The sequence below is a fragment of the Clostridium sp. ATCC BAA-442 genome (genome assembly GCF_964239415.1).
GTDB lineage: Bacteria > Bacillota > Clostridia > Oscillospirales > Oscillospiraceae > Flavonifractor > Flavonifractor plautii.
In genome coordinates this window covers 74964-80634 of sequence record NZ_CAXSQB010000014.1, presented here as the reverse complement: position 1 = coordinate 80634, position 5671 = coordinate 74964, and the positions used below count along the sequence as shown (strand labels likewise).

Sequence of the window (5671 nt, the reverse complement as noted above, 5' to 3'; positions counted from 1 at the left end):
CCCCCCCCCCCCCCCCCCCCCCCCCCCCCCCCCGGCGATGCGGGGGCGAACTGTGTCCGCCCGCCGCCAGACAAGACGAGGTGAACCATTTGGACAAGGATCTGCAATCCATTCAAGAGACAAGAGAGCTGCTCCGGCAGGCCAAGCAGGCACAGAGGGCGCTGGCGGGTATGAGCCAGGAGCAGCTGGACAAAATAACGGCGGCCATCGCCGCAGCCGCCGGGGAACACGCCCGGGGGCTGGCCGACATGGCGGTGGAGGAGACGGGCTTCGGCAAAAAAGAGGATAAAGAGCTTAAAAACCGCTTTGCCGCCACCACCCTCTATGAGGCCATCCGAGACGAAAAGACCCACGGCATCCTGGCGGAAAACCGGGAGAAGCGCACCATTGATATCGGCGTGCCAGTGGGCATTGTGGCGGGGCTGGTGCCCTCCACCAACCCCACCTCCACCGTGATCTATAAATCCATGATCTGTATGAAGGCGGGCAACCCCATTATCTTCTCCCCCCACCCCAGCGCGGTAAACTGCATCCTGGAGACGGTGAACGTGGTGCGCCGGGCGGCGGAGGGGGCGGGAGCCCCGGCGGGGAGCATTTCCTGCATCACCACCCCCACCCTGGAGGCCACCAACGCCCTCATGCGCCACGACGATACCCGCCTGATTCTGGCCACCGGCGGCGGGGCCATGGTAAAGGCGGCCTACTCCTCCGGCACTCCCGCCATCGGCGTGGGCGCGGGCAACGGGCCGGCCTATATCCACCACACCGCCGACGTGCGCCTGGCGGTCAAACGGATTCTGGACTCCAAGACCTTTGACAACGGCACCATCTGCGCCAGCGAGCAGTCCATTGTGGTGGAGCGGCGGATGGAGGGGGCGGTCACGGCGGAGCTGAAGGCCCAGGGGGCCTATCTGCTGGACGACGAGGAGCACCGCCTCCTCTCCAAATTCATCCTGCGGCCCAACGGCACCATGAATCCGGCCATTGTGGGCAAGAGCGTGGAGACGGTGGCCAAGCTGGCGGGCCTGACCCGGGTACCCCCCACGGCGCGGGTACTGGTGGCCCGGGAGACCGGGGTGGGTCCCGGCTATCCCTATTCCAATGAGAAGCTGGGCCTGATTCTGGCCTACTATGTAGAGGACAACGAGGAGGCGGTGCTCCGCCGCTGCGTAGAAATCCTGGAGTGGGAGGGCGCGGGCCACACCTTCGCCATCCACACCGAGGATGCCGGCACCGCCAAGCGCTTTGCCGCCGCCGTCCCCGCCAGCCGCGTGCTGGTCAACACCCCCGCCGCCCTGGGCGGCATCGGGGCCACCACCTGCCTGTTCCCCGCCCTCACCCTGGGGTGCGGCGCGGTGGGCGGCTCGTCCAGCTCCAACAACATCGGGCCCCTGGACCTCATCAACATCAAGCGGGTGGCCTGGGGCGTCAAAGAGCTGGAGGAGCTGCGGGGGAACCGCCCCGCGGCCGGATATGCCCCCTGTGCCGTGGATGAGAGCCTGCTCAACGAACTGGTCAACCGGATTATAGGGAGGCTGAGCGTATGAGCGAGGTCAACGCCGACGGCGTGCTCCTCAATCCACATGAGGCGCTATTGCAGGAGGTGCAGGCCCTGACCAACTCCCTGACGGCAGAGGAGCCAGAGGGAATGGAGGACGATAAGGCCCACACCGTATACGCCGGCAACGGTGAGCCCGCCGGGGCGGTGGGCGGCGTTCCGCACACACCCGTGTCGGCGGCCCTGGCCGCCCCGGCCCACAAGGGGGCGGGCACCGGCAGCTACGCGGCGGAGCACCCGCCCGCCCCAGCCAGGAAGGCCGCCCGGGCGGCTAAAACGAAGAAACCAAAGCCGTCTCCCCCACCGAAGGCGGAGGCGGAACCGGAACAACCCAAACAGACGACTGACAGGAGGAACCGTAATATGGCCAATACAAACGCACTGGGTATGGTGGAGACAAAAGGACTGGTGGGCGCCATCGAGGCGGCCGACGCCATGGTGAAAGCCGCCAACGTGCAGCTGGTGGGCAAGGAGCAGGTGGGCGGCGGCCTGGTGACCGTCATGGTGCGGGGCGACGTGGGCGCGGTGAAGGCGGCCACCGACGCCGGCGCGGCCGCCGCGGAAAAGGTGGGAGAGCTGATCTCCGTCCACGTCATCCCCCGCCCCCACGCCGAGGTGGACCACATCCTGCCCCATGCCCAGGGCGAGATGGACAACGTGTAACCCATGGCGCTGCTGACCGAGGAGGACGTGCGCCGCATGTCCAACCAGGGCACACGGGGGCCCGTGGTGGTCAACCGGGACCAGATGCTCACGCCGGGGGCGCGGGACTATCTGCGGGAGCACCGGGTAGAGGTGGTCTACCCCCAGGGGGAGGCGGCCGGGGAAGGGGCCCCGTCCGCCCCCGCCAAATACCGCACTCTGTTCGGTGCCGCCCTGAATGAAAAGCCGGAGCACATGACCCACCTGAAGGGGAATGTACTGGTGTTCAAGGACCACCCCCGTATCGCCTTCCGGGGCTGGATCGACGCCCTGGAGGCGGAGATCCTGCTGACCCAGCAGGCGGCGGCGGGGGAGGGCTATGGGGCCCTGGCCGGGGAGCTGGAGGAGGTTCTGGGCTTTGTCCGGCGCTATATCCGCTTCGACGTACTGGACGAGCCGGTGGGGGCCATCGAGCTGTGCGGCTATACGCCGGAACAGCTCCGGGAGTACTCCCACTATCCGGAGAAGCACTTCGGCCAGCCCCACTTTCTGGCCTGCTATACCGACGGACCCGCCCTGCTGGCGGTCAACAAGCTGCGCACTGTGGTGCGGCAGACCGAGCTGGCCGCCTACGCCGCCTTCCGTGACGCGGACGGCAACGTGACCAGGGGCGACATGATCTTGGGGCTGAACCGGCTGTCCTCCCTGATGTGGATTTTCATGATTAAGTTAAAGGCGGGACGCTATGAACGCAAGTAAATTGAGCACGGTGGAGCGGCTGGCGGAGGAGCTGGTCGCCCGCCTGACCATCGAGCTGGAGGCCAGCGGACGGCATGTCCACCTGTCCTGGGCCGATGTGGAGACCCTGTTCGGCGCGGGCTACCGGCTCAACCGGACGAAAGACCTGTCCCAGCCGGGGCAGTTCGCCTGCGCCGAGCGGGTGACATTGGAGGGGCCCAGGGGGAGCTTGAAGAACGTGGTGATTCTGGGCCCTGAGCGCCCGGAGAGCCAGGTGGAGATCTCCCTCACCGATGCGGTGGCCCTGGGGCTCACCCCGCCGGTGCGCCTCTCCGGCGATACGGAGGGCACCCCCGGCCTCACCCTCCGCCACGGGGACCGGGTGCTCCGCCTGAGCCGCGGCCTGATTGTGGCCAAGCGCCACATTCACATGACGCCGGAGGACGCCGCCCGCTTCGGCGTGGCGGACCGGCAGCGGGTGCGCCTCCAGTGCTTTACCAGCCGCCCGCTGGTGTTCCAGGACGTGGAGGTGCGGGTATCCCCCCAGTTTTCCACGGTGGTGCATATCGACTACGACGAGGCCAATGCGTGCGGCTTTCAAAAGGGCGACCGGGGCGTGATTTTGAAATGACCCTGGAGTGGCGGGGGCGGACGCTGGTCATTACCTGGCTGCCGGTGGCCTCCATGGGCCGCCTGGCCGCCTGCGCCCCCCAGACGGCGGCGGAGACCGAGGTGCTGGCCGCCCTGCTGGCCGGGGCGCGGGTGCGGGTGGAGCGGGACGCCCTGGAGTACCGCCGCTACCGCCGTACCGCCCCCCTTGGCATCTATCAGAAATGCGCCGGTCTGGAGCGGCGCCTGCGGGAGATGGGTATTTGTGTTGCTGGGACAGGTGGCCGGTAAGGTCTGGGCCACAAAAAAATCCCCCGCCCTCACCGGGCAGGCGTTTCTGACCGTGCGGGTGGGTGAGCGCCTGCTGGTGTGCGCCGACTGCGTGGGGGCCGGGGAGGGAGAGACCGTCCTCGTGGCCACCGGCGGCGCGGCCCGGGTAGCGGCGGGGGCGGAGCTCCCCATTGATGCCGCCATTGTGGGCATACTGGACGAGAGCTAGAAAAGCAAGGCCGCCGCATGTGGGCGGCGGTCATCCTCTCAGGCTGGCGGCCCAACCGCCCGCCTGAGCCGCGGAAAGGGGACATACTATGTCCATCAACGAGATTATTGTCTACCTTATGGTCGTCTTTATGGCCTTGGGTGCGGTTGACCGCATCCTGGGCAACCGGTTCGGCCTGGGGGAGAAATTTGAGGAGGGTATCATGGCTATGGGCTCCCTGGCCCTGGCCATGATCGGCATCATCTGTCTGGCCCCGGTGCTGGCCAACCTGCTCCGGCCGGTGGTGGTGCCTCTCTACCAGGCCCTGGGGGCCGATCCGGCCATGTTCGCGGGTACCCTCCTGGCCAACGACATGGGGGGCGCGCCCCTGGCCCAGGAGCTGGCCCTGACCCAGGAGGCGGGACAGTTCGGCGGCCTGATCGTAGGCTCCATGCTGGGCCCCACCATCGTGTTTACCATCCCGGTGGGCCTGGGCATTATTAAGGCGGAGGACCGCCCCTATCTGGCCACCGGCGTGCTGGCAGGTGTCATCACCATCCCCATCGGCAGCTTCGCGGGCGGCCTGGCGGCGGGGTTCCCGGTGGGGATGGTACTGCGTAACCTGATCCCCATCGCGCTTTTCGCCGTGCTCATCGCCCTGGGGCTGGCCTTCCTCCCCAACGGGATGGTAAAAGGCTTCCAGGTCTTTGGCAGAATCATTGTGATTATTATCACCATCGGCCTGGCGGCGGCCATCATCCAAAAGCTGACCCCCCTCACCCTCATTCCGGGGATGAACCCCATCTCAGAGGGCGTGGCCATCGTGGGCGACATCGCCGTGGTGCTGGCGGGGGCGTTTCCGCTGGTGTATGTCATCACCAGGGTATTCAAGACCCCTCTGATGAAGCTGGGCCATGTGCTGGGCATGAACGACATCGCGGCCGCCGGGCTGGTGGCCACCTTGGCCAACAACATCCCCATGTTCCAGATGCTCCACGATATGGACCGGCGGGGTAAGATCATCAACGTGGCCTTTGCGGTGTCCGCCGCCTTTGTGTTCGGCGACCATCTGGGCTTTACCGCGGGCTTTGATTCCACCATGATCTTTCCCATGATTGTGGGCAAGCTGGTGGGCGGCGTGACAGCGGTGGCGGTTGCCATGCTGATCACCAGAAAATACAAGGAGGAGCGCCATGGATAAGACCGCATTGGAGGCGCTGGTGCGGCAGGTGCTGCTGGAGCGCCTGGGCGGCGGAACCCACGGGGTGAAGGCCGTGCAGGTGCCCCGCATCGCGGTGACGGAGGAGCACCGGATGGACACGGGAAATCCCCTGGACCGGGTCTACACCCGTGACCTATTCACCCTACAGGAGTCCCCGCGGCTGGGGGTGGGCGTCATGGAGATGACCGACACCACCTTTCCCTGGACCCTGCGCTACGACGAGATGGACTACGTGCTCAGCGGACGGCTGGACATCCGTATCGGCGGAGAGACCGTCTCCGCCGGGCCGGGGGAGCTGATCTATATCCCAAAGAACAGCTCCATCCAGTTCTCCGTCACCGGGCACGCCCGCTTCCTCTATTTCGTCTACCCCGCCGACTGGCAGAGCCAGGGCGGCTGATTCCGGGCGGGGGGGGGGGGGGGG

General features: G+C 66.8%; 8 protein-coding genes. All 8 read left to right on the top strand.

The features are described 5' to 3' along the window. Positions 1 to 80: 80 nt before the first annotated feature. The 8 genes from ACESY8_RS08345 to ACESY8_RS08310 all read left to right on the top strand — a co-directional run bounded on the left by ACESY8_RS08345 (position 81) and on the right by ACESY8_RS08310 (position 5647). Positions 81 to 1547, top strand: a complete 1467-nt coding sequence (locus tag ACESY8_RS08345; RefSeq protein WP_498794699.1) for an acetaldehyde dehydrogenase (acetylating) — start codon at positions 81 to 83, stop codon at positions 1545 to 1547. Positions 1548 to 1921: 374 nt separating this feature from the next. Then, the gene (gene eutM, locus ACESY8_RS08340) at positions 1922 to 2221 is read left to right on the top strand and encodes an ethanolamine utilization microcompartment protein EutM (protein WP_035298542.1); all 300 of its coding nucleotides are present in this window, start codon (positions 1922 to 1924) and stop codon (positions 2219 to 2221) included. A gap of 3 nt (positions 2222 to 2224) precedes the next feature. After that, positions 2225 to 2959, top strand: a complete 735-nt coding sequence (locus tag ACESY8_RS08335) for a cobalamin adenosyltransferase family protein (RefSeq protein ID WP_009258341.1) — start codon at positions 2225 to 2227, stop codon at positions 2957 to 2959. Next, complete coding sequence (gene pduL / locus ACESY8_RS08330; RefSeq protein ID WP_498794698.1) at positions 2946 to 3569, top strand: phosphate propanoyltransferase; 624 nt, start codon at positions 2946 to 2948, stop codon at positions 3567 to 3569. The genes ACESY8_RS08335 and pduL overlap by 14 nt, the downstream gene beginning before the upstream one ends. Then, positions 3566 to 3838 carry a hypothetical protein gene (locus ACESY8_RS08325; RefSeq protein ID WP_007494059.1) on the top strand — a complete coding sequence of 91 codons (273 nt, stop codon included), beginning with the start codon at positions 3566 to 3568 and terminating at the stop codon, positions 3836 to 3838. The genes pduL and ACESY8_RS08325 overlap by 4 nt, the downstream gene beginning before the upstream one ends. After that, positions 3813 to 4046, top strand: a complete 234-nt coding sequence (locus ACESY8_RS08320) for a EutN/CcmL family microcompartment protein (protein WP_009258343.1) — start codon at positions 3813 to 3815, stop codon at positions 4044 to 4046. Before ACESY8_RS08325 ends, ACESY8_RS08320 begins: the two co-directional genes overlap by 26 nt. A gap of 88 nt (positions 4047 to 4134) precedes the next feature. Continuing rightward, the gene (eutH, locus tag ACESY8_RS08315) at positions 4135 to 5226 is read left to right on the top strand and encodes an ethanolamine utilization protein EutH (RefSeq protein WP_007494054.1); all 1092 of its coding nucleotides are present in this window, start codon (positions 4135 to 4137) and stop codon (positions 5224 to 5226) included. Next, positions 5219 to 5647, top strand: a complete 429-nt coding sequence (locus ACESY8_RS08310; protein WP_007494052.1) for a EutQ-related cupin domain-containing protein — start codon at positions 5219 to 5221, stop codon at positions 5645 to 5647. The genes eutH and ACESY8_RS08310 overlap by 8 nt, the downstream gene beginning before the upstream one ends. The last annotated feature ends 24 nt before the right edge of the window (positions 5648 to 5671 follow it).

Coding starts and splice junctions, on each gene's coding strand:
- eutM (WP_035298542.1), top strand. CDS start 1,922: ATGGCCAATACAAACGCACTGGGTATGGTGGAGACAAAAGGACTGGTG.
- ACESY8_RS08335 (WP_009258341.1), top strand. CDS start 2,225: ATGGCGCTGCTGACCGAGGAGGACGTGCGCCGCATGTCCAACCAGGGC.
- pduL (WP_498794698.1), top strand. CDS start 2,946: ATGAACGCAAGTAAATTGAGCACGGTGGAGCGGCTGGCGGAGGAGCTG.
- ACESY8_RS08325 (WP_007494059.1), top strand. CDS start 3,566: ATGACCCTGGAGTGGCGGGGGCGGACGCTGGTCATTACCTGGCTGCCG.
- eutH (WP_007494054.1), top strand. CDS start 4,135: ATGTCCATCAACGAGATTATTGTCTACCTTATGGTCGTCTTTATGGCC.
- ACESY8_RS08310 (WP_007494052.1), top strand. CDS start 5,219: ATGGATAAGACCGCATTGGAGGCGCTGGTGCGGCAGGTGCTGCTGGAG.